Source organism: Duganella rhizosphaerae (assembly GCF_040364205.1).
GTDB lineage: Bacteria > Pseudomonadota > Gammaproteobacteria > Burkholderiales > Burkholderiaceae_D > Rugamonas > Rugamonas rhizosphaerae.
This window is the reverse complement of record NZ_BPWK01000003.1, coordinates 476,260-498,420: the sequence shown is the minus strand read 5'-3', so window position 1 is coordinate 498,420 and position 22,161 is coordinate 476,260. Positions and strand designations below refer to the sequence as shown.

Below are 22,161 nucleotides of genomic sequence, written 5' to 3'. Positions count from 1 at the left end.
AGCACAGCTTGATTTACACATTTTACAATTGTTGCGTGTTTGCAACTATGTGTCAAGCATCGGACGCGCGCACGGCCGCGCCCAGGCCAGAATACCATCGCGCCCGCCTATTTGCCCGCCGAGTGCGCCTCATACGCGCGGATGCGGTCCAGCTTGGCCGAATACAGGTCGTGGTCGCCGCGCGTGGTGCTGTTGGCCAGCGCCTTGGCCATGTGGGCGTCGGCTTCGCGCAGATTGCCCAGCTGGTAATTGGCCAGCGCCAGCCAGAAGTGGAACTCGTGGTAGTCCGGCACCCGCTCCACTTCGCGCGCGAACAGGTCGCGTGCGCGGCGGTAGTCGCCGGCCTCCATGGCGGCCTGGCCCAGGTTGAAGAAATGGAAGGGCGGGTCGGGTTCCAGCTGGGTCAGGCGGATGCGCAGCCGGGCCGCCTCGGCCTGTTTGTCCTGGCCGGGCTGGGCCGCCAGCGACTGCACCAGGTTGGACAGGAAGATGGTGTTGTCGGGCGCCTGCGACAGCGCGTAGCGCAGCGCCTGCTCGGCCTCGGGCAGGTTGCCGTGGTGCTGGTACACCACCGCCAGCGTGTTGTAGGCGTGCAGGAAGTTCGGGTCTTGCTCGACCGCCTTGCGGGCCGACCAGTAGGCGTCGTCCAGCTTGCCCTGCGAGAGCAGCTCGGCGGCGCGGTTGTTCAGGTACATGGCGATGATGGTCTGCTCTTCCAGCGGCCTGGCGTTTTCGCGCGCCTTGGGCGGGATGGGGATGAAGTCCACCGTCAGCGCGTTCGACAGGTCGACGCTGTAGACATCGCCCTGGCTCAGGCGCGGCCGGCCCAGCGACAGGTTGACGTGGTTGCTGGCGAAATACAGGTTGCCGGCGCGGCTCCAGCTTTCCTCGACCTCGACCTGCTGGAACTGCACCACGAGGTTGAGCTCGCGCGCCAGCGCGGCCGTCATGATGGCCAGCGACAGGCAGTTGCCGGCGCGCGCCTCGAAGGTCTGGGCGGCGTCGCGGGTGATGGCCGAATCGTATTCGAGTTGCAGCTTGTCCTTGCGGTACAGGGCGTCGAACAGCTCGCGGCGCGGATCCTTGCGCGACAGGCTGTGGCCGATTTCGCGGCTCAGGTAGCTGCGCATGGCGGGGCTGACGGCGAACACGTGGGCGGTGTCGACCGGCTTGGCCGGCGGCTGGAACAGTTGATCGTGGAATACCATCGGCGCGGCCGCGCGCTGCGTCAGCGACGGCCCGGCGCAACCGCACAGCAGCGCGGCGCACAAGGTCAGGGCCCATGCTTTCATGACGAGTCTCCCTTTGCTGCGGAGCACAAGCCGGCGCCGCACCAGGCAGCGGACTCTGTGTTCCGCTTGAGGAAAGTATCCTCGGCTCCCGGGGCGATGTCAAACGGGAATTTGCGGCCGGCTTAAGCCAGCGGGCGCGGCTCCACCGGCTGTCCATCGGCGTCGAAACGCAGCGCCACCTGCACCGCGGCGACGCCGATGCTGGCCAGGGCGTCGCGCAGGTCGTCGACCTCCAGTTCCAGGTCGGCGCCGAGGTCGAGCGGCTTGTCGCCGCTGGCCAGCACGGCCTCGCCGTCGCGCAGCTGGACCCGCAGCACCATCTCGTCGTCGACGTCGGACGGCGCGATGACGGCGTTCAGTTCGGCCGGCGCGCGGCCGGCGATGGCCTGGTTGAGCGCGGACAGCAGCTGCAGCATCGCGTATTCGGACTGGCCCTGTTCGCGCGCGCCGAAGAACAGGTCCTGGTACAGGAAGTTCAGGCGCAGCGCGCCATCACCGCGGCCGCGGCCCAGGCAGCGCGCCACCAGCGGCGCGTGCTGTTCGGTCCATTTCTGGTAGCGCTCGGCGCGCTTGGCGAAATAGGCATCGGCCGCCTTTTCGCCGGCCGGCACCTGGTAGAAGGCGTCGTCGGCGCGTTTCATGGCAAAGCCGAGCAGGAAGCGCAGCTCGACGGCGGTGTCGTCGGCGCCGAAGCCGGTGGCCGACCAGCCGGCCGCCATGCTGCGCTCGAGCGCCGGGGCGGCGGCGATCTTTTTCTCGGTCAGCGACTGCGCCGCCTCGCGCACCATGGTGTGCAGCTGGCCGTAGCTGACGCGTTCGAATTCGTCGAGGTCGTAGCCGTGGCTGACCAGCACCACCCTGGCGTTCGGGCTTTCCAGGCCGGCGTCGGTGAAGCTGTCGAGCAGGGCTTCGTAGGCGGCGGCGTCCTGGAAATCAAAGGCCGGATCGAGGCCGCCCTGGCTGTGGACGAACACCGGAATGGCGAAGGCGTCGATCTCCATCTCGGGCGCGCCTTCGCGGCGCAGCATCAGGCTGGCGGCGCCTTCCTCGACGGCGTTGCGCAGGTAGCGGTAGCCGTCGCGCGATTCGTCGCGCGCCAGCTCGATGGCGCCGTACAGCACCTCGTCCTTGCTCTGGTTGAGCAGCTTGCGCAGCAGGCGCTGGAAGTCCAGCGCTTTCTGCGCCAGTTCGGCGCGGGTGCTGTCGGCCACGATGTCGTGGTTGAACTCGCCGTCCGCCAGGTCCAGCGCCAGGGCGCACAATTCGGTGGTTTGCTGTTCGTCTTTCAGTTCCGGGGAGTTCGCGGATTTGCGCGGTACGGGGCGCTTATTCTTGGGCATATTTCGGATGGTTCGCTTATCGTTCGGTGTGGAAGGCTTCGTGCAGTTCGTCCAGCAGGTCGGCGGTTTCGTCCTCGGACAGGCCGAGGTGGCGGCAGGCCTGGTCGCCGCCTTTTTCCCACTCATAGGACAGGTTGCTGCCGTGGAAGCGGGCGATGCCCTTTTCCGCCAGCAGCGCCAGCGCCACCAGCGAGCGCACGGCGTCGTCGGTGGCCGGGTCGTCCAGCACGCGGTAGTCGTGGTGCAGCAGGATGGCCCAGGAGACGTCCGGCGACAGCCCCCAGTTGCGCGCCAGCAGGCAGCCGATGGCGGCGTGGTTGGTGCTGTAGCGGCTGTCCTCGATGACGGTGAAGGCTTGTTCGGCGTCGTCGCAGGCGTCGGCGTAGGTGTCGGCGTAGTCGGCGAAGCGGTTCATCAGCAGCGGCACGCCGATGTCGCAGAACAGGCCGAAGGTGTGGGCGATGTCGGGCGGGGCGATGCGCAGCTTGCGCGAGAAGAACACCACGGCCTGGGCGCGGCGCGCCGAGATTTCCCAGAACGCGTTCAGGTCGGCTTCCTTGCCGTCGATGGCCTGGCGCGCCAGCAACCCGGTCAGCAGCGCCGCGCACTGGTTGATGCCGAGGAAATTGATGCCCTGCTCGACCGACTTGGCCTTGCGCGCGGCGCCGAAGAACGGCGAGTTGGCCAGCTTGAGCAGGGCGCCGGACATGCCGACGTCGTTGCCGATGATGCGGGCGATGCGGCGCGGCGACGGGTCGGGCTGGGCCAGCTCGCGTTGCAGGTCGACGAGCAGGCTGGGCCGTGGCGGAATACGGATGGAGCGCATCAGCGCTTCTTCCACCGCGTTTTCAACTGGCATGGCTGGGGCTGCAACTGTCGTCATTGTGTTCTTCAGGAGTACGGGATGGGGCGATGCAATACAGCACTATAAACCAGGAGCGCTCACTCATGCTGGGCATGCTTAACCCGATTATCGCCGCAAGCGCGCGCGGCGGGCGTGAATTTATCCTGAATTTCTGCCGGGGTCGCCATATTTTGTCGCTAATTTCTGTTAAGTGCGGCGATTTGATAATGATTTGTTATGTGATTTGTGTCTAGGCGGGCCAGATTGGCATTTAGAATATGACCATGGACAAACATTTGGCAGGTATCGATTTCAGCGCGCCCTCGGCCGAGGTGGCGCGGCAGTTGATCGGCGTCACTTTGCTGGTGGACGGCGTCGGCGGGCGCATCGTCGAGGCCGAGGCCTACGACCGCAGCGAGCCGGCCGCGCACAGTTTCAACGGCCCGACGCCGCGCAACTTTTCCATGTTCGGGCCGCCGGGGCGCAGCTATGTGTACCGCTCGCACGGCTTGCACTGGTGCCTGAATTTTGTCTGCCGCGAGGAGGGCCACGGCGCCGGCGTGCTGATCCGCGCGCTGGAGCCGCTGGCGGGGCTGGCGCAGATGCGCGAACGGCGCGGGCTGGACGACGAACGGCTGCTGTGCGCCGGGCCGGGGCGGCTGTGCCAGGCGCTGGGCGTCACGCGCGCGCACAACAACCTGGCGCTGGACGCGGCGCCGTTCGTGCTGCTGGCGCCCGATCCGGCCGCGCCCGAGGTGCTAGCCGGCCCGCGCATCGGCATTAGCAAGGCGGTGGAGCTGCCGTGGCGCTTCGGCCTGGCCGGCTCGCGCTTTTTGAGCAAGCCCATGCGCTGACGGCGGCTCCACCTTGAACACCGACACCGCCTGCGACAGCTGCACCGCCTGCTCCTGCAGGCTGGCGGCGGCGGCGGCGGCCTGCTCGACCAGCGCGGCGTTCTGCTGCGTCACGTCGTCCATCTGACCGACCGCCTGGTTGACCTCGGCGATGCCCTGGGCCTGCTCGGCGCTGGCCTGGCTGATGCGGGCGATCACCTCGTTGACCTGCTGCACCGACTCGACGATGGCTTCCATCCGTTCGCCGGCCTGGTGCACCGAGGCGCTGCCGCTGTCGATGGTGGCCACCGAGGTCGCGATCAGCGCCTTGATTTCCCTGGCGGCGGCGGCCGAGCGGTGCGCCAGCGTGCGCACCTCGCTGGCCACCACGGCGAAGCCGCGGCCCTGCTCGCCGGCGCGCGCCGCCTCGACGGCGGCGTTCAGCGCCAGGATGTTGGTCTGGAAGGAGATGCTGTCGATCACGCCGATGATGTCGACGATCTGGCGCGAGCTGGCGCGGATCGAGGCCATGGTCTGCACCGCCTGGCGCACCGCGGCGCCGCCGTGCTGGGCCAGGTCGGCGGCGCCGGCCGCCAGCTGGCAGGCTTGCCGGGCGCCGGCGGCGTTGTCCTGCACCGCCTTGGTCAGGCTGGCCATGGCGCTGGCGGTTTCCTCCAGCGAGCCGGCCTGCATCTCGGTGCGGCTCGACAGGTCGAGGTTGCCACTGGCGATTTCGTGGGAGGCGCAGTCGATCGCCTGCACCGCCGCCATGATGGCGCCCAGCGTCTGCGTCAGCTTGTGCATGGTGTGGTCCAGCATGCGGGCGGTGTCGGCGATCTCGTCGCGGCCGCGGTTGTCGCCGCGCCCGGCCACCAGGCGGCCGGCGGCCAGCGCCACCACCACGTCGGCGATGGCGCGGATGTCGCGCAGCATGGCGCCGCGCACCGCCATCGTCACTCCCAGCGACAGCGCGATCGACAGCAGCACCAGCACTGCCATGCTGGTGCCGAGGGTATGGAACTCGGCGCGGGCGCGCGCGTAGGCCTGTTCGCTGAGGTTTTTTTCCAGCGCCGACAGCTGCGCCAGCTGTTCGTTGAGCAGCAGGAATTGCTTTTCGCCGTGGGCCATGGCGTTGGTGGCGATGCTCTGGTCGATGCTGGCCATCTCCATGGTGTCGCGCACGGCCTTGCGGTAGGCCGCCAGCGATTGCAGCGTCTGCTCGACGATCTTGCGTTCGGCGGCGTTGTGGTCGGCCGCCGCCAGCGCGTCCAGCTGGCGCAGCCGGGTCTCGATGGCGGCGTGGCCGGCCGTGATCTGCCTGGCCAGCGCGTCCAGCCGGGTCTGGGAAAAACTGCCGTTGACCCAGGCCAGCAGCTGGTAGATGTGGGCGTGGGCGTAGCGGGTTTCGCCGGTGACGTCGGCGGCGGTCTTGAGGCGGGCCGCGCGCACCTGCACCAGGTTTTCCAGCGAGGCGTTCTGGCGCACCATGCCGTAGTAGGCGGCGGCCGCCGTGACGATCAGCAGCAACAGCACCAGGCCGGGCGCCAGCAGCAGTTTGGGACCGATACGCAGTTTGCTCAGCATGGTGCTCTCCCGCCGCTATTTTTTGTAGATGCCCGCTTCCAGCACGATGTCGCCGACGCGCAGGATGTAGGTGGTCTTGGGTTCGATCTTGCCGCTGCCGGGATTCTTGTACTGGTAGTCGACCCAGCCGTGGCCTTTCTTGGCGGCCAGCTCGATGATCTCGCGGCGGTATTTCTTGCCGCTGGCGTCGGGCACGTCGGTCAGGTCCTTGCCGACGATGGAGGGATTGAACGGGTGCGCCAGCACGATGCCGCTGTTGAGGTCGCGCAGGTCGACGTACAGCGAACCCTGCACGAAGTCGGGGTCCTTGGCCGCCACTTTCTTGATCAATTCGTCCTTGCCGTGGGCCTTGAGGAAGGCGGCGCCCTTCTCGACGATGGCGACGGCGTCTTTTTCGGTGGGCTCGGCGGCGAAGGCCGGGGCGTGCGGCAGAGCGACGACAATCGCGGCAATCGCGGCCAGCATGGCGGTCTGTTTCATGGCGGTTCCTTGTGGTGGTGGGGGCGGGGAGGCTTGCCCCCATGAACTTTACGCCGGCGCGCAGGGCGGGAATTGCGATGCCGCAAAGTCTGGCCGTGTGGAAATTTTGCACGCGTCCCCCGTCAAGGAAAAATATATTTCCATGCGTCAGTTGATTTACGGCAATCGCAATTCCGGCGGGCGGCCTAGCATGCAGTTTCCGCCCCCCTTTTATTGCGATAGGAACCTGCGATGATCTCGACTCCGATAGCCTCCTGGAACAGCGCCGCCGCCCAGGCGCCCAAGTTCAAGCCCTTCATCCGCCAGACCATCCCCCATTCCCGCCAATGGGAGTGGCTGACTCCCGATTTGCAGGAGGCGGTGCAGGTGGTGTCGCACGTGCTGCCGTTCCGCACCAACGAGTACGTGCTGGACCACCTGATCGACTGGAGCAACATCCCGGACGATCCGATCTTCCGCCTGACCTTCCCGCACCGCGACATGCTGGCGCCGGACGACTACGCGCAGCTGCGCGAGCTGGTGCTGGGCCGCGCCAACCAGCAGGCGCTGACCGAGCTGGTGCGGCGCATCCGCCTGCGCATGAACCCCCATCCGGCCGGGCAGATGACGCACAACGTGCCGCGCGTGAACGACGCCCCGCTCAAGGGCCTGCAGCACAAGTACAAGGAGACGGTGCTGTTCTTCCCCAGCGCCGGCCAGACCTGCCACGCCTACTGCACCTTCTGCTTCCGCTGGCCGCAGTTCGTCGGCATGGACGACATGAAGTTCGACGCCAAGGAATCGCACCAGCTGGCCGACTACCTGCGCCTGCATCCCGAGGTGACCGACGTGCTGATCACCGGCGGCGATCCGCTGATCATGAACACCCGCTCGCTGGAGGCGTATATCGAACCGCTGCTGGCGCCGGACCTGGCGCATATCCAGAACATCCGCATCGGCACCAAGTCGGTGGCGTACTGGCCGCAGCGCTTCGTCACCGACCGCGACGCCGACGACCTGCTGCGCCTGTTCGAGCGGGTGGTCGGCAGCGGCAAGAACATGGCCATCATGGGCCACTACAACCACGCGGTGGAGCTGCGTCCGGAGATCGCCCAGCAGGCGGTCAAGCGCATCGTCGGCACCGGCGCCACCCTGCGCATGCAGGGGCCGCTGATCCGCCACATCAACGAAGACCCACACAGCTGGGCCGAGCTGTGGCAGACCGGCGTGCGGCTGGGGGCCATCCCCTACTATATGTTCGTCGAGCGCGACACCGGGCCGCGCGAGTATTTCCAGCTGCCGCTGGCGCGCGCGCACGAGATCTTCCAGCAGGCCTACCAGATGGTGTCGGGGCTGTCGCGCACGGTGCGCGGGCCGTCGATGAGCGCCTTCCCCGGCAAGGTGGTGATCGACGGCATCGCCAACATCGGCGGCGAGAAGGTGTTCGCCCTGCAGTTCCTGCAGGCCCGCAATGCCGACTGGGTGCGCAAGCCGTTCTACGCCAAATTCGACCCGAAGGCGACCTGGATGGACGAGCTGAAGCCGGCCTTCGGCAAGGACAAGTTCTTCTTCGAGGAGGAGGGCGGCAGCCGCAGCGAATACGGCGCCGAGCCGCCGGGCCAGCGCAAGGTGATCCCGCTGATCACTGCGCGCCAGGACGAGGCGCAGCGCAGTGCTGGTGGGAGCGCGGCGGTCGCCAGCGCGGCCGGCTGCGGCGCGCACGGTCCGGCGTAGGCGGCGCCATGTCCGGCCGCGCGGTGTTCGTGCTGGTGTTCCTGCCGTTCGCGCTGGGCCACTATCTGTCGAGCCTGATCCGCACCGTCAACGCCACGCTGGCGCCGCAGCTGATGGCGGCGCTGGCGCTGAGCCCGGCCCAGCTCGGCCTGCTGACCAGCGCCTTCTTCCTGGCGTTCGCGCTGGCGCAGCTGCCGGTCGGCATGGCGCTGGACCGCTGGGGCCCGGCGCGGGTGCAGCCGCCGATGCTGCTGCTGGCGGCGCTGGGCGCGCTGGCCTTCTCCGGCGGCCGCGATTTCTCCCAGCTGCTGGCGGCGCGCGCGCTGATCGGGCTGGGATTGGGCGGCTGCTTCATGTCGGCGGTGAAGGCGGTGTCGACCTGGGTGGCGCCGGCGCGGCTGCCGTCGGTGCAGGGCTACCTGATCGCGGCCGGCGGGCTGGGCGCGGCGTCGGCCACCTTGCCGGTGCGGCTGGCGCTGCACTACACCGACTGGCGCGGCCTGTTCGTCGGCCTGGCCGCCGCCGCCGCCGCGCTGGCGCTGCTGATACGGCTGGTGGCGCCGGCCGCGCCGCCGCTTGCCGCCACGTCGTCGTCGGCGGCGGCCAAGCCGGCCGGCCTGGCGGTGCTGCGCGAGGTGCTCAGGCATCCGGCCTTCCGCGAGGTGGCGCAGCTGGTGCTGGTGCCGCACATGGTGTTCTTCGGCATCCAGGGCTTGTGGATCAGCCGCTGGCTGAGCGACGTCGCCGGCTACTCCGAGGCGGCGGTGGCCTACCTGCTGTACCTGGGCATGGCGGCGGTGATCTTCGGCGCCATCGCGGTCGGCATGATCACCGAGTGGGCCGGGCGGCGCGGCGTGGCGCCGATCAGCGTGGCGGCGGCCGGGGTGGCGCTGTTCATCGCGGTGCAGCTGGGCTTTGTGTGCAACTGGGCGCCCAGCTACCAGCTGCTGTCGGTGGTCTTTACGCTGGTGGGCACGGTGACCGGCATCGAGTATGCGATCGTCGCGCAAAGCCTGCCGGCCACGCTGACGGGGCGCGGCGCCACCTGCCTGAACCTGTTGATCTTCCTGGGCGCGTTCGCGGTGCAGGCGGGCTTCGGGCTGGTGGTCGGCTGCTGGCGGCCGGACTTTTTGCATCACTATCCGGCGCAGGCCTACCAGGTGGCGTTCGGAGTGCTGGTGTTGTTGCAACTGCGCGGACTGTTGTTATTCGCGCGCCGGCGCTGGGGTGCGGGCGCGCAATCCGGTAAAATCGACCACCAATCCGGCAGCCCGGCAACCAGCCCTCCGATCGCACGATGACTACTGCACCTACTGTCTTTGTCTCACTGCCGGCCGCATGGCAGGAATGGATCATGGAAAACCTGGCGCGCGCCTGCAATCCGCTGGACATGGCCAACAGCATGGTGGCCTCCGGCCAGCACAGCATGGCGGTGGCGCGCGCCGCCATCGACGAGGCGCTGGCGCTGCGCGCGGCGGCCGACCACGCGCCGGCGCCGGTGGCGAGCGTGTTCGTGGCGCCGCAGCAGATGCCCTACATCGACCTGGAACGCAACCTGGTCGCCGCGCCGGACCGGGAGGTGGAGGTGCTGTTCGTGCTGAAGCAGCCGCAGATCATCCTGCTAGGGAATGTGCTCAGCGACGAGGAATGCGACGCCATCATCGCCCACTGCGGCACGCGCTACACCCGCTCCACCGTGACCGGCGAGGCCGACGGCGCCAGCGTGGTGCACGAGGGCCGCACCAGCGAGATGGCCTTCATCCAGCGCGGCGAGGCCGAGGTGGCCGAGCGCATCGAGCAGCGGCTGGCGGCGCTGGCGCACTGGCCGCCCGAGTGCAGCGAGCCGTTCCAGCTTCAGAAGTACGGCGTGACGCAGGAATACCGGCCGCACTACGACTGGCTGGACCCGGACAGCAGCGGCCATCGCAGCCACCTGGCGCGCGGCGGCCAGCGGCTGGCCACCTTCATCCTGTACCTGAGCGACGTGGAGCAGGGCGGCGGCACGGTGTTCCCCGGCCTGGGGCTGGAGGTCTATCCGAAGAAGGGCAACGCGCTGTGGTTCCTCAACACGGACGTCAACCACCAGCCGGACAAGCAGACCCTGCACGGCGGCGCGCCGGTGGTCAGCGGCACCAAGATCATCGCCAACAAATGGCTGAGGCAGGGGCGCTACGGTTAGAATGGCGGGCATCGGCATAGACATTGCCCCTGTTTTTAACCTAGGAACCCCCATGAGACTCGTTCGTTACGGCCGTCCCGGCAAAGAGAAACCAGGCCTGATCGATGACGAAGGCAAGCTGCGCGACCTGTCCGGCGTGATCGCCGACATCGACGCGGCGCAGCTGGCGCCGAAGGCGCTGCGCAAGCTGGAAAAGATCCCGCAAGCTTCGCTGCCGCTGGTGCGCGGCAATCCGCGCTACGGCGTGCCGGTGGCGCGCGTCGGCAAATTCATCGGCATCGGGCTCAATTATTCGGACCACGCGGCCGAAGCGGGCATGCCGATCCCGAAGGAGCCGATCGTCTTCATGAAGGCGATTTCCTGCCTGTCCGGCCCGGACGATCCCGTCATGCTGCCGCAAGGCTCGAAGAAGACCGACTGGGAAGTGGAGCTGGGCGTGGTGATCGGCACGCGCGCGCAGTACGTCAGCGAAGAGGATGCACTGAAGTACGTGGCCGGTTATTGCGTGGTCAACGACCTGTCGGAGCGTTCGTTCCAGCTGGAGCGCGGCCCGCAATGGGACAAGGGCAAGGGCTGCGACACCTTCGGCCCGGTCGGCCCGTGGCTGGTGACGCAGGAAGACATCTACGACGTGCAGAAGCTGGACCTGTACCTGGAACTGAACGGCAAGCGCATGCAAACCGGCTGCACCGACACCATGATCTTCTCGGTGGCGCAGATCGTCAGCTACCTGTCGAAGTTCATGACGCTGGAGCCGGGCGACGTGATCGCCACCGGCACGCCGCCGGGCGTGGGCCAGGGCCGTAAGCCGCAGCGTTTCCTCAAGAAAGGCGACGTCCTGCGGCTGGGTATCGCCGGCCTGGGCGAGCAGCAGCAGGACGTCGTCGCCTGGACCGCGCGCTAACCCCGCACTGCGGCCAGTCGCGGGGTCAGACCCCGTACGGGGTCTGACCCCTCTTCGGTGGTGGGGTTCAGGTGGCGCTGGCCAGCGCCCGCGCCAGGGCGTCGGCCAGCCGGCTGGTGATCTCCGCCAGCTCGGCCTCGGTGGCGATGAACGGCGGCGCCAGCAGGATATGGTCGCCGCGCCGGCCGTCGATGGTGCCACCCATCGGATACACCATCAATCCCCGCGCCATGGCCTGCTCCTTGACCGCCGCGTGCAGCTGGCAGGCCGGATCGAAGGGTTCCTTGCTGTCGCGGTCCCGCACCAGTTCCAATGCCAGCAGCATGCCGCGGCCGCGGATGTCGCCCACGTGCGGATGGTTGCCGAAGGCCTCGCGCAGCATGCGGCGGAAGGCGGCGCCGCGCACCGTGACGGCGCCCAGCAGACAATCCCTCTGTATCACCTTCTGCACCGCCAGCGCGGCGGCGGCGGCCACCGGGTGGCCCATGTAGGTGTGGCCGTGCTGGAAGGCGCCGCTGCCCTCGCGCAGCCGCTTCACCACGTGCTGGCGCGCCAGCACCGCGCCGATCGGCTGGTAGCCGGCGCCCAGGCCTTTGCCCAGCACCACCAGGTCCGGCAGCACGCCTTCCTGTTCAAACGCGTACAGCGTGCCGGTGCGGCCCATGCCGCACATGACTTCATCGAGGATCAGCAGGATGCCGTACTTGTCGCACAGCTTGCGCACGCCGCGGAAGTAGCCGGGCGTGGGCGGCACGGCGCCGGAAGTGGCGCCGACCACCGTCTCGGCCACGAAGCCGATGATGTGCTGCGGGCCGTGCTCCAGGATGGTCGCCTCCACTTCGGCCAGCAGGGCGGCGGTGTACTCTTCGGTGCTCTGGCCGTCGGCGCGGTCGCGGTATTCATAGCAGGGGGCGACGCGCGGCACCGCCATCAGCATCGATTCGAACGGGCGGCGGCGCCACTCGTTGCCGCCGATGGCCAGCGCGCCCAGCGTGTTGCCGTGGTAGCTCTGGCGGCGAGCGATGAACATGCCGCGCTGCGGCTGGCCCGCTTCGACCCAGAACTGGCGCGCCAGCTTGAGGGCGGTCTCCATCGCTTCCGAGCCGCCCGACACCAGGTAGACGTGATCGAGGTCGCCGGGAGCGTCGTTGGCCAGCCGGGCCGCCAGTTCCTCGGCGGCGTCGCAGCTGAAGAAGGCGGTGTGGGCGTAGGCGTTGCGGTCGATCTGGGCGTGCATGGCGGCCAGCACGTCGGGATGGGCGTGGCCCAGCGAGGAGACGGCGGCGCCGCCGCTGGCGTCGATGTAGCTGCGGCCCTGGCTGTCGCGCACGGTCAGGCCGGCGGCGCTGACGGCCAGCGGCGGCGCGCGGCGCAGGTTGCGGTGGATGATGTGGCTCATGGCGTCCTTTCGGTCAGGGTGACGAAGAGCAGACGATAGCCGCGATCGGTTCGCGGCCTGTTGATCTATGCCTCGCCATGAGCGAATAATTTGCGCTTTACAACGCTGGCAAATCAGGCAGCGGCGCTTGCAGTGGGACGCCGCCGCCGGCTGGACCGGCGACGCTGGTGTTGTTGTCGACCACCTGCAGCAGCGTCATCAGCTTCTGGAAATCGTTCGACCACGGGGTGTTGTTTGCCGCAGTGACCCTGAACGGAGTTTTGAAGTCGTTTTGCACCTGTTCCAGCACTGAACCGTCCGGGCCGCTCTGAACGGACAAGTCATATCCCGGGCCGCCCGTGTCGTCGACAATATAGACGCCATAGTTCTGCAGTGTCCAGGCGATCTGATGGCCCAGGTCGCTCAAACCCAGGGTGTCGATATTCACCGAAGTCGGAATCGCCAGCAAGGCGCCCATGCGCATGGCGAGGTTGGTTCCCGGGCCCAGCGTGCCATACTTCTCCATGGCATAGCTATCGGCTTTGGTGGCTGGCCAGCGATAGCAATCGCTCGCAGTGGTTTGACCGCAACGGAACAGGAACTGTTTGGCGTCCAGGTTGAGTTTGAGCGCATGGCGCGGCCCTTGGGTGCTGTGGGGAGTCAGTTCGCCGACCCGGATCGATCCGCCGAAAGAGGACAGGCCGGAACCCCCGTGAGCTCCTATGATGCCTGGCCCGTACAGGTCCACGGGATCCACGGCGACGCTGGCGGTAGCATAGTCGCCAGCGACACAGCGCGCCATGGGTTGTGCCTGGACCACGGTACGGTTGTCTTGCATCAGGAAAGTGGCGGTGTTATTGCCACCGCTGTTGGGAACGACAAAGTTGTCGGGCATCGGCACCGTCGTCACCAGCCCGCCGGGTATCCAGCTAGGCCAGGTGCTGTCGGCGGTACACCGATCCCGGCCGGTCCATGCGGCGGCGCTGTAACGCACCGCTTGCAGCGGCGCCGTGGGCCGCAGCACGATCATTTCATTGTCTACCGACGGTACCGACGTATTGGTGGTGGTTCCCGGATTGCCCGGCAAATTGGCAGGGACATAGACCGCGCCGGTGCCTATCGAGCGGTTCCAGATACTGCTGCTGGCAAATGGCTGTTTGAGCGGATCGCGCGCCAGCACGGGGTTGTTGTTGTTCATGGTGTGCGTGACCGCCGCCGTTGGCGCCACTGTCGTGGGGTTATACACCACCCGAGCCACGATATTCAGCGAGGCAGGCGCCCCCAGTACCGAGCGCGCAATCACCCAGGTCGCGGTGTGCGTGCCATCCGGATTGTCCTGATTGCTATAGCTGACCTTTCCCACTTGACTCCACTGCCAGGGGTTGCTTGGCTGTCCGGTGTAACGGGACAGCACGCTGTCGTTGACTTGAAAATCCCCGCCGATGCCGCCTGTCGGGTAGCCGGTGGCGGCATTGTGGTCGATGTCCAGGAACAGTTGACGCGTGGTGGGCGAGCCGCTGTAGGTCACTTGATAAGTCACCGTGGTGGTGTCGTTGCTCTTTGCGCTCAGGCTGATCGAAGCCTGCGCCGACAGGGGCAGTGCCAGCGGCAGCGCGAACGCGCAGATAGGCAATATCCGGTCCGCCCTGCGGATGAAAGGGAAGTAAGTCATGGGTGTCTTTCAGTGTGATGCCGCATCGGCGTTCCCGACCACCGCTCAGATGCGGGCGGCCGTAGCAATGCGGGTCACAATGATAACCTGATGCTTGCTAAAAAATAATTATTTAAATTTCGGCATCAACCTGGGCTGGGATATCATCGAAGCACAACAACATTGAAGAGATCTCCATGAACGACCGACTTCCTCCGATCGGATTCGAAAAACTAAGCGCGGCCCAGCAGGTGGCGGCGCAGGCCGTGATCGACGGGCCGCGCGGGGCCTTGTACGGGCCGTTCGTGCCGCTGATCCGCAGCCCGGAGCTGATGGCGGCGGCGCAGCGCATGGGCGAGTACCTGCGCTACCGCAGCGCGATCGGCACGCGGCTGACGGAGCTGGCGATCCTGGTGACGGCGCGCCAGTGGAGCCAGCAGGTGGAGTGGGCGATCCACGAGCCGATCGCGCGCCAGTGCGGCATTTCGGACGAGGTGATTACGGCAGTGGCGGCGCGCCGGCGGCCTGACGGCATGGCGGCCGACGAGGCGCTGGTGCATGATTTCTGCATCCAGTTGCACCAGCGGCAGCGGGTCGACGACGCGACCTACGCGGCGGCGCTGGCGGCCTTCGGCGAACACGGGGTGGTCGACCTGATGGGCATCAACGGCTACTACACCTTCCTGGCGATGGTGATGAACGCGGCGCAGACGGCGGTGCCGGCGTCACCGGCCGCGCCGCTGCCGGATTGACGATCAAGCGGAATGGAGCAGCATGAAACAACTGAGCGCACATTTTTTGCGGCTGCAAGCGAGCTTGCCCGCCGACGGGCCGGGCTTCAGCGCGGTGGTGCTGCGCGACGGCGAGGTGGCGTTCGAGCTGCATCACGGCCTGGCGTCGCTGGAGCTGGCGGTGCCGTTGTCGGCGCAATCGGCGTATTACCTGGCGTCGGAGTCCAAGCAGTTCACGGCGGCGGCGGTGCTGGCGCTGGTGCGCGCCGGGAAGGTGGGGCTGGATGACGACGTGTGCGCGCTGCTGCCGGAGCTGGCCGGCTTCGAGCAGCCGTTCGCCCTGCGCAGCCTGCTCAATCACAGCAGCGGCATTCCTGATTACTTCCAGTTCCTGCGCTGCCAGCCGCACCGGCACGAGGCGGACTATTTCAACAACGCGGACATCCTGCGCGTCATCGCCCGCATGGACACGGTCGACGGCGGCGCCGGGCACCGCTACAGCAACAGCAATTACATCCTGCTGGCGGCGCTGGTCGAGCGCCTGAGCGGCATGCCGGCCGCGCGCTTTCTGCGCGAGACGCTGCTGCTGCCGCTCGGGATCACCCGCATGGGCTTTGACGACGACCGCCAGAACGTGCTGCCGCACCGGGTCAGCAGCTACGAAGCCGATGCGCAACGGCCGGGCGGCTACAAGCAGCACCTGGGCAATGCCAATACGGTGGGCGACGGCGGCGTTTACGCCAGCACGCGGGAACTGGTGTTGTGGGAGCGCGCATGGCACCGGCAGTGGGCGCAGCCGGACAGCTTGCTGCAGGCGATGCTGCAGCCGTCGCCGCTGGCCGATGGTACGGTGCCGGACTACCGTTTCGGGCTGGAGTGGGGGCGGCGCCAGGAACACGACGTGGTGTTCCATGGCGGCTGCCTGTGGGGCTTCAATACGCTGGTGCTGCGCCTGCCGCAGTTGCGCATGTCGGTGATCCAGCTGGCCAATTCCGACCGCGCGCAGCCGGAACTGGAACAGCTGGTGGCGGCGGCGCTGGCTTAGGCCAGGACTTTTTTCAGCCAGGCGCTGATGTGGTCCACTTCTTCCTGGCACAGCGAGTGCTGCATCGCGTAGTCGTGCCATTCGACGCTGTAGCCCAGTTGCTTGAGCAGGTCGCGCGACTGTTCGGCGCGGGCCACCGGGATCACCGGGTCCATGCGGCCGTGCACCATGAAGATCGGCGTGGCCAGGCTGGCGGCGGTGTGCTCGGCGGCGGCCTTGGCGGCGATCGGCACGTAGCCCGACAAACACATCAGGCCGGCCAGCTTTTCCTGCAGGCGCATGCCGGTTTGCAAGGTCATCGCGCAGCCCTGCGAGAAGCCGGCCAGGATGATGCGCTCGGCCGGGATGCCGCGCGCTTTTTCACGTTCGATCAGCGCCTCGACCTTGGCTTGCGAGGCGCGCAGGCCGGCTTCGTCTTCCTGGCGGCCCAGGTCGCTGGCGACGATGTCGTACCAGGCGCGCATCACGTAGCCGTTGTTGATGGTCACCGGCATGGTGTCGGCGTTGGGGAAGATGAAGCGGATGGCCGGCAGGCCGCGCAGGTCGAGCTCGTGCAGCATGGGCACGAAGTCGTTGGCGTCGGCGCCCAGGCCGTGCATCCAGATGATGGCCACGCTCGGGTTGGCGCCGGTTTCTTTTTCGATGGTTTGCAGCAGGGTGCTCATGGGCGTCCTCAGGGTTGGGGGCGTAGCGCGGATTTGGGGCGGAAGGCCTTGCACACGGCCGGGTCGGTTTCCATGTAGGGACCGCCGATCAGGTCGACGCAGTAGGGCACGGCGGCGAAGATGCCGCCCACCAGCACGGCGCCGGCGGCGTCCTTCAGGCCGCCCAGCGTTTCGGCGATGGCCTTGGGCTGGCCGGGCAGGTTCAGCACCAGCGCGGCATGGTCGGCGGTTTCGCGGATCACGGCGGTCTGGCGCGACAGGATCGCGGTCGGCACGAAGTGCAGGCTGATCTGGCGCATTTGCTCACCGAAGCCGGGCATTTCCCTGGTGCCGATGGATAAAGTCGCTTCGGGCGTGACATCGCGCCGCGCCGGGCCGGTGCCGCCGGTGGTCAGCACCAGGTGGCAGCGGGCGACGTCGACCAGTTCGGTCAGCGTGGCTTCGATCTGCGCGCGTTCGTCGGCGATCAGGCGGGTTTCAACACGGTAGGGAGTGGTCAGGGCGCGCGCCAGCCAGTCTTGCAGGGCCGGCAGGCCCAGGTCCTGGTAGACCCCGCCGCTGGCGCGGTCGGAGACCGACACCAGGCCGATCACCAGGGGGTCTGCATTACTCGTCATCGGACTCGCTGTCTTCGTCGTCGGTCTCGGCGGCGGCCTTGCCCTTCTTGGACTCGATCTGCTTGAGGATCTGGAAGATTTCGCGGTAGGCTTTCGGCGGCTTGTTCTCGGCCTGTTCCTTGCGGGCGTTGCGGATCAGGGTGCGCAGGTGCTGCACGTCCAGTTCCGGGTTCTCTTCCAGCAGCACGGTCAGCGCCTTGTCGTCGACCAGCAGCTTGTCGCGGCGGCGTTCCAGCGCGTGCATGGCGGCCGTCTCCGATTTGGAGGCGCCTTTCCAGCTGTCGATGGTTTGCTGGATCACGGCCACTTCGGCCTCGTCGAGGGTGCGCATCTTCTTGCCGACGTACTGCATCTGGCGGCGGCGGCCCTCGTGGTTGGTGATCTGCTGGCAGGCCAGGATGGCATCGAGCACGTCCTCCGGCATCGGCACGCGCTTGACGCGGTCGCGCGGGGCTTCGACCAGGGTTTCGCCCATCTTCTGCAGGGCGTCGGACTGGCGTTTAAGCTCGGTTTTGGACGGGCGTTCGTATTCTTGTTCGAATTCGGTGGAGCTGAAGCCGACGGCTCCGCGGTTGGGATTTACCATAATATTAACTTTCGGTTCGGCACGTGGCCGCACCTGTAAACTGTAAACGACTGCTATGATACCTGTTTTAGTGCGACATCGAGTCGCTCTGGGGGGAGCTAGGCCCCGTTAGATATCCAAGCCTTTTGGAATGCGGCTAAAAATCATTGGCTTATCAATGACTTAGCAGCAGGGTGGCAGCTACTGCCATTGTACAGACACTTTACCGATACAGATCCGGATCAGATGATGAAACTACATGGAATTTCGTAGTTTGCCATCGCTCGCCCTGGATTTCACTCACAAGGTGAGGAAAGTGTGGCGCATGAGCGTCAATCGTAAAATTCTACCGATTGATTGTAGATTTCCTCTTATCCGACGAAATCAGCGTTGGTCAACACTGACCTGTTTCCAATTGTGTAGTCGCGCAGAGTGCAAAGCTCTGTGATGCCTTGTCATGCGACGTAGAACTCTACATCGTTCACGATGCCATGACCGGATGTACGACCATCCGTCATCTACCCAAGCATGCGTTGCCGGTAACGGCAGGGTGTGAAGCCTTGGGAACAATGGACTCCCGCGTCTGCGGTGCCGTCTTCATGTGAATGGAGCGGTAGATACTGCCAGCAGCAAGGCGGTTAAGAGGCTAGGTGAATGCCGCAAGGGTAATGCATATGAACGATCGTCTGAACCCTCGTAATTATCGATAGGCCCAAGCTGCTGTTGGCCTAAACCAAAAATGGTGCGCGACAGGATGTCCTTGTTAAAACTAAGTGCACGTCGTCAGCTTGTCGCCGGGGGATAGATCGACCCTAAACGGTTAGGCGCGTTGCGGTTGGAATGCGTCGGAATTGCAGGGAACGTGGTAAGCCCGATTCTTCGCCTAATCTTGCTGAACATCGCAAGGGAGGCAGGCTATCCGCAAGGAGCGCTGTCGAAGGAGCGGGTATGGGAGGATGGAGAAAGCGAATGCTGGTCTGTAATGGATCAGATAGGGGTTCAGAATTTGCCCTGACCTGAAAGGGGGCCCACTTCCATCTGGTGTAACAGTCGCCAGGCGACTATATCGACTCAAGTAGTTTTTCTCAACCACCCTGAAGGGGCCAGCTTCCCTTCGGGGGAGGCGTGCGTCCTCGAATGGGTTCACTATACGAGGTTCAGCATGAAAGAGACTGATGGTAGTTCGATGAGTCCTGCGTCCTCGCACTTTCCAGCGGACTGGCTATCGATAGACTGGAGCCGGGTTCAAGGGAACGTGAGGGTCATACAGTTCCGTTTAGCGAAGGCGGCACAAGAAGGCAACTGGCGCAGGGTGAAGGCCTTGCAACGGATGCTGACTCATTCGTTTAGTGAGAAAGCACTGGCAGTCAAACGAGTGACTGAAAACCAAGGCAAACGTACTGCTGGAGTGGATCGCCAGTTGTGGAGCACACCCCAGCAGAAATTCACGGCCATTGCCATGTTGAAGAAGCATCGGTATAGACCCCTGCCTTTAAGGCGGGTCTTTATTCCCAAGTCAAATGGGAAGGAACGTCCCCTGGGCATCCCGACCATGCGGGATCGGGCCATGCAGGCGCTTTACCTGCTTGCGCTTGATCCCGTGCTGGAAACGGTCAGCGATCCGAACTCTTACGGGTTCAGGAAAAACCGCTGTACCGCCGATGCGATGTCGCAGATATTCGTCAAGATGTCCCAGAAAGCCTCGGCCCAATGGGTATTGGATGCGGATATTGAAGGCTTCTTCGACAACATCAATCATCAATGGATGATCGATCATGTCTGTACGGACAAGTCGATCCTGCACAGGTGGTTGAAGTCCGGTGTGGTTTACCGGGGGCAGTTATCGGCCACCATCACGGGAACGCCGCAGGGCGGCATCATTAGTCCCGCATTGGCAAACTGGACGCTCAACGGTTTGGAAGGTGGTCTGATCTCGCATCTGGAAGCAAGGATGGGAGTGAACCAAACCCGAAAACTGAAAGTGGGGGTAATACGGTATGCAGATGACTTTGTCGTGACGGGAGCTTCAAAAGAGCTGCTCGAAAATGAAGTCAAGCCATGGGTAGAAGCGTTTCTCGCGGAACGCGGATTGCGATTCTCGGCGGCCAAGACTCGTATTATCCATATTGATCAGGGATTCGATTTCCTTGGGTGGAATTTCCGGAAGTACTCGGGAACGCTGCTGATCAAGCCCAGTAGGAAGAACGTGAAAGCGTTCTACGAAAAGCTGAGGAATATCGTTGGCGACGGTCTAGGTTATCGACAGGAGGACCTGATCCGAGTGTTGAATCCGGTGCTGCGCGGCTGGGCTGAGTATCACAGTCCGGTCGTTGCCAAGCAAACGTTCAGCCGCATGGACTCGCTCATTAACTGGCGTCTCAGACGATGGGCGAAACGCCGACATCCCACAAAGAATGCCGAATGGCGCTACCGGAAGTATTGGCGCGCAGTAGGCGACCGGAGTTGGGTGTTTGCTGTGAATTACCTTAGCAAGACCGGATCAAAAGGGCTGGTGGAGCTGATTAATCTCGCAGATACGCCGATAGTGCGCCACAAGAAGGTCAAAGGCGCCTATAACCCCTATGATCCCAGTTGGGAGGAGTACGGCGAAGCCCTTCGACAAGAGCGCATGCTACATAGAATGCGTTATCAAAGAGAATGGGCTAAACTGTTCGCCGATCAACGTGGCATGTGCGCTTATTGCATGCAGGAGATGGACATGGACACCGGATGGCACGATCACCATATAAAATACCGTATGGATGGCGGCTCCGATGCCTTAGGAAATCGAGTGTTGCTGCATCCCACATGCCATGCTAAGGTTCATAGCCTTGGTTTGAAAGTTGTTAAGCCGGCTTCTGTATAGAAGCTTTTTAGTTATGCTTGAGCCGTGTGCGGTGAAAGTCGCACGCACGGTTCTAAGGGGGGAGAGACTCGGTAACGGGCTTCTCCTACCCACCGCGGCCACCCGAAGATTACAGCCCATGAGCGATACCCATTTTACCCACACCCAGGACCAGTTGAAGCAGCTCGCACGCGATGTGCTGGCGTTCGCCAAGGAGCAGGGCGGCACCGATTGCGCCGTCGAAATCAGCGAAGGCAGCGGCTTGTCGGTGTCGGTACGCAAGAGCAAAATCGAGACCATCGAGCAAAACAAGGACAAGGGCATGGGGGTGACGGTGTTCATCGGCCAGCGCCGCGGCAACGCCAGCACCTCGGACTTTTCGCAAGCCGCGCTGAAGGCGACGGTGGAGGCGGCCTACAACATCGCCCGCTTCACCTCGGACGACGACTGCGCCGGCCTGGCCGACGCCGACCAGCTGGAAATGGCGCCGCGCGACCTGAAGCTGTTCTATCCGTGGGATATCTCGACCGCCGACGCGGTGGCGCTGGCGCAGCGCGCCGAGGCGGCCGGCTTCGAAGTCGATCCGCGCGTGACCAATTCGGAAGGCGCCGGGGTGCACGTGCAGCAGTCGCACTTCGTGGCGGCCAACTCGCGCGGCTTCATCGGCGGCTATCCGTACTCGCGCCACACGCTGTCGGTGGCGATGATCGCCGGCAAGGGCTCGAAGATGCAGCGCGACGACTGGTACACCTCGGTGCGCGACGCCAAGCAGATGTCGGCGCCGGAAGCGATCGGCCGTTACGCCGCCGAGCGCGCGCTGGCGCGCCTGAACGCGCGCACCATCGACACCCGCACCTGCCCGGTGCTGTTCGAGGCGCCGCTGGCGGCCGGCCTGCTGGGCGCCTTCGTGCAGGCGACCTCGGGCGGTGCGCTGTACCGCAAGTCCAGCTTCCTGCTCGACTCGCTGGGCAAGCAGGTGCTGCCGAAACATATCCAGATCAAGGAAGACCCGCATGTGGTCGGCGGCGTCGGCTCGGCGCCGTTCGATGAGGAAGGCGTGCGCACCGTCAAGCGCGACGTGGTCAAGGATGGCGTGGTGCAGGGCTATTTCCTGTCGACCTATTCGGCGCGCAAGCTGGGCATGAAGACCACCGGCAACGCCGGCGGCTCGCACAACCTGTCGCTGACCTCGTCGCTGACGAAGAAGGGCGACGACTTCGCCGCCATGCTGCGCAAGATGGGCACCGGCCTGCTGGTGACCGAGCTGATGGGCCAGGGCACCAACTACGTGACGGGCGATTACTCGCGCGGCGCGTCGGGCTATTGGGTCGAGAACGGCGTGATCCAGTATCCGGTGGAGGAGATCACCATCGCCGGCAATATGAAGGACATGCTGGCGCAGATCGTCGCCGTCGGCGCGGACGTGCTGGTGCGCGGCACCAAGCAGACCGGCTCCATCCTGATCGAAAACATGGTGGTGGCCGGCGGCTGATCG

Annotated in this window: 19 protein-coding genes; 9 read left to right on the top strand and 10 right to left on the bottom strand. The window is 65.3% G+C overall.

Features of this window, described 5'->3' with window-relative positions; genetic code table 11:
• Positions 1 to 107: 107 nt before the first annotated feature.
• From RUGAMON1_RS09525 to RUGAMON1_RS09515, 3 genes are all read right to left on the bottom strand, one after another.
• A complete protein-coding gene (locus RUGAMON1_RS09525) occupies positions 108 to 1,292 on the bottom strand; it encodes a tetratricopeptide repeat protein (protein ID WP_445230276.1) in 1,185 nt (394 codons plus the stop codon).
• 122 nt (positions 1,293 to 1,414) lie between these two features.
• Positions 1,415 to 2,632 carry a DUF2863 family protein gene (locus RUGAMON1_RS09520; RefSeq protein WP_445230275.1) on the bottom strand — a complete coding sequence of 406 codons (1,218 nt, stop codon included), beginning with the start codon at positions 2,630 to 2,632 and terminating at the stop codon, positions 1,415 to 1,417.
• A gap of 16 nt (positions 2,633 to 2,648) precedes the next feature.
• The gene (locus RUGAMON1_RS09515) at positions 2,649 to 3,515 is read right to left on the bottom strand and encodes an HDOD domain-containing protein (protein WP_445230274.1); all 867 of its coding nucleotides are present in this window, start codon (positions 3,513 to 3,515) and stop codon (positions 2,649 to 2,651) included.
• Positions 3,516 to 3,760: 245 nt separating this feature from the next.
• Between RUGAMON1_RS09515 and RUGAMON1_RS09510 the strand changes: the two genes are divergently transcribed.
• Complete coding sequence (locus RUGAMON1_RS09510) at positions 3,761 to 4,330, top strand: DNA-3-methyladenine glycosylase (RefSeq protein ID WP_445230273.1); 570 nt, start codon at positions 3,761 to 3,763, stop codon at positions 4,328 to 4,330.
• Here the strand turns inward: RUGAMON1_RS09510 and RUGAMON1_RS09505 are convergent.
• Positions 4,235 to 5,893 (bottom strand): methyl-accepting chemotaxis protein, encoded by a 1,659-nt coding sequence (locus tag RUGAMON1_RS09505; protein ID WP_445230272.1) that lies wholly within the window; start codon positions 5,891 to 5,893, stop codon positions 4,235 to 4,237. The two genes, RUGAMON1_RS09510 and RUGAMON1_RS09505, sit on opposite strands and share 96 nt — an antisense overlap.
• Before the next feature lie 15 nt (positions 5,894 to 5,908).
• Positions 5,909 to 6,373, bottom strand: coding sequence for a cache domain-containing protein (locus RUGAMON1_RS09500; protein ID WP_445230271.1), 465 nt, complete (start codon positions 6,371 to 6,373; stop codon positions 5,909 to 5,911).
• A 231-nt stretch (positions 6,374 to 6,604) separates the two neighbouring features.
• Here RUGAMON1_RS09500 and RUGAMON1_RS09495 point away from each other — a divergent pair, with 231 nt between their 5' ends.
• From RUGAMON1_RS09495 to RUGAMON1_RS09480, 4 genes are read left to right on the top strand one after another with little or no spacing between them, the layout of a single operon-like run.
• Complete coding sequence (locus tag RUGAMON1_RS09495) at positions 6,605 to 8,086, top strand: KamA family radical SAM protein (protein WP_445230270.1); 1,482 nt, start codon at positions 6,605 to 6,607, stop codon at positions 8,084 to 8,086.
• Between the two features lie 8 nt (positions 8,087 to 8,094).
• The gene (locus RUGAMON1_RS09490) at positions 8,095 to 9,387 is read left to right on the top strand and encodes an MFS transporter (protein ID WP_445230269.1); all 1,293 of its coding nucleotides are present in this window, start codon (positions 8,095 to 8,097) and stop codon (positions 9,385 to 9,387) included.
• 53 nt (positions 9,388 to 9,440) lie between these two features.
• Positions 9,441 to 10,265: a 2OG-Fe(II) oxygenase gene (locus RUGAMON1_RS09485; protein ID WP_445230268.1), complete on the top strand. Its 825-nt coding sequence runs from the start codon at positions 9,441 to 9,443 to the stop codon at positions 10,263 to 10,265.
• Positions 10,266 to 10,317: 52 nt separating this feature from the next.
• On the top strand, positions 10,318 to 11,169 hold the full coding sequence (locus tag RUGAMON1_RS09480; protein ID WP_445230267.1) for a fumarylacetoacetate hydrolase family protein: 852 nt from the start codon (positions 10,318 to 10,320) through the stop codon (positions 11,167 to 11,169).
• Between the two features lie 67 nt (positions 11,170 to 11,236).
• Here RUGAMON1_RS09480 and RUGAMON1_RS09475 read toward each other — a convergent pair whose 3' ends face one another.
• Both RUGAMON1_RS09475 and RUGAMON1_RS09470 read right to left on the bottom strand, forming a co-directional pair.
• Positions 11,237 to 12,568, bottom strand: a complete 1,332-nt coding sequence (locus RUGAMON1_RS09475) for an aspartate aminotransferase family protein (protein ID WP_445230266.1) — start codon at positions 12,566 to 12,568, stop codon at positions 11,237 to 11,239.
• A gap of 97 nt (positions 12,569 to 12,665) precedes the next feature.
• A complete protein-coding gene (locus RUGAMON1_RS09470; protein ID WP_445230265.1) occupies positions 12,666 to 14,219 on the bottom strand; it encodes a hypothetical protein in 1,554 nt (517 codons plus the stop codon).
• A 176-nt stretch (positions 14,220 to 14,395) separates the two neighbouring features.
• Between RUGAMON1_RS09470 and RUGAMON1_RS09465 the strand changes: the two genes are divergently transcribed.
• Together RUGAMON1_RS09465 and RUGAMON1_RS09460 are read left to right on the top strand one after the other, a co-directional pair.
• Positions 14,396 to 14,950, top strand: coding sequence for a carboxymuconolactone decarboxylase family protein (locus tag RUGAMON1_RS09465; protein ID WP_445230264.1), 555 nt, complete (start codon positions 14,396 to 14,398; stop codon positions 14,948 to 14,950).
• 22 nt (positions 14,951 to 14,972) lie between these two features.
• On the top strand, positions 14,973 to 15,974 hold the full coding sequence (locus RUGAMON1_RS09460; protein ID WP_445230263.1) for a serine hydrolase domain-containing protein: 1,002 nt from the start codon (positions 14,973 to 14,975) through the stop codon (positions 15,972 to 15,974).
• Here RUGAMON1_RS09460 and RUGAMON1_RS09455 read toward each other — a convergent pair.
• From RUGAMON1_RS09455 to yjgA, 3 genes are read right to left on the bottom strand one after another with little or no spacing between them, the layout of a single operon-like run.
• A complete protein-coding gene (locus RUGAMON1_RS09455; RefSeq protein ID WP_445230262.1) occupies positions 15,971 to 16,639 on the bottom strand; it encodes an alpha/beta hydrolase in 669 nt (222 codons plus the stop codon). The genes RUGAMON1_RS09460 and RUGAMON1_RS09455 overlap by 4 nt on opposite strands.
• Positions 16,640 to 16,647: 8 nt before the next feature.
• Complete coding sequence (gene mog, locus RUGAMON1_RS09450) at positions 16,648 to 17,256, bottom strand: molybdopterin adenylyltransferase (protein ID WP_445230261.1); 609 nt, start codon at positions 17,254 to 17,256, stop codon at positions 16,648 to 16,650.
• Positions 17,246 to 17,842 carry a ribosome biogenesis factor YjgA gene (gene yjgA / locus RUGAMON1_RS09445; protein ID WP_445230260.1) on the bottom strand — a complete coding sequence of 199 codons (597 nt, stop codon included), beginning with the start codon at positions 17,840 to 17,842 and terminating at the stop codon, positions 17,246 to 17,248. Before yjgA ends, mog begins: the two co-directional genes overlap by 11 nt.
• 1,141 nt (positions 17,843 to 18,983) lie before the next feature.
• Between yjgA and ltrA the strand changes: the two genes are divergently transcribed.
• Together ltrA and pmbA are read left to right on the top strand one after the other, a co-directional pair.
• A complete protein-coding gene (gene ltrA / locus RUGAMON1_RS09440; RefSeq protein ID WP_445230259.1) occupies positions 18,984 to 20,687 on the top strand; it encodes a group II intron reverse transcriptase/maturase in 1,704 nt (567 codons plus the stop codon).
• A gap of 118 nt (positions 20,688 to 20,805) precedes the next feature.
• The gene (gene pmbA / locus RUGAMON1_RS09435; protein WP_445230258.1) at positions 20,806 to 22,158 is read left to right on the top strand and encodes a metalloprotease PmbA; all 1,353 of its coding nucleotides are present in this window, start codon (positions 20,806 to 20,808) and stop codon (positions 22,156 to 22,158) included.
• Positions 22,159 to 22,161: the final 3 nt, after the last annotated feature.